The 399-nt window shown below is 71.2% G+C and carries 1 pseudogene; it reads right to left on the minus strand.

Features of this window, described 5'->3' with window-relative positions:
- Positions 1-399 (minus strand): annotated as a pseudogene (locus KBX53_RS35925) (ATP-dependent helicase); the annotation flags it as partial.

The following is a 399-nucleotide window of genomic DNA, read 5'->3' on the forward strand; positions in this document are numbered from 1 at the left end:
GCTGCAGGGTGAGCGCCTTGCGCACGTCGGCGTACACCCGACCCGGCCGGGACTGCACCTCGGCGAAGAATCGACCGGTCCAGGCCGCCAACTCGTCCGGCGCGACCAGGTGCTCGTCCAACTCCCCGGCGAGCGCCAGCACCGCGTCGGTGATGGTGCTCGGCATCCGGTCCACCTCGGACATGTCGCCGTCGTAGTTGCGCACCAGCAGGTCCACCAACTGCCAGCGGGACGCTTCGGTGAGCAGCCGGGTGGACGGCTCGTAGCCAGCCCGTAGCCCGTGCTCGGTGACGATCCGCCCCGCGTACGAGTGGTAGGTGGAGACGGTGGGCTCACCGGCGAGCGGATCGTCCATCGGGTCCCGCCCCTGCCGGCCGACGCGGCGGATCAGCTGGTCGA

The organism is Micromonospora sp. M51 (assembly GCF_018070305.1).
Classification (GTDB): domain Bacteria; phylum Actinomycetota; class Actinomycetes; order Mycobacteriales; family Micromonosporaceae; genus Micromonospora; species Micromonospora parva.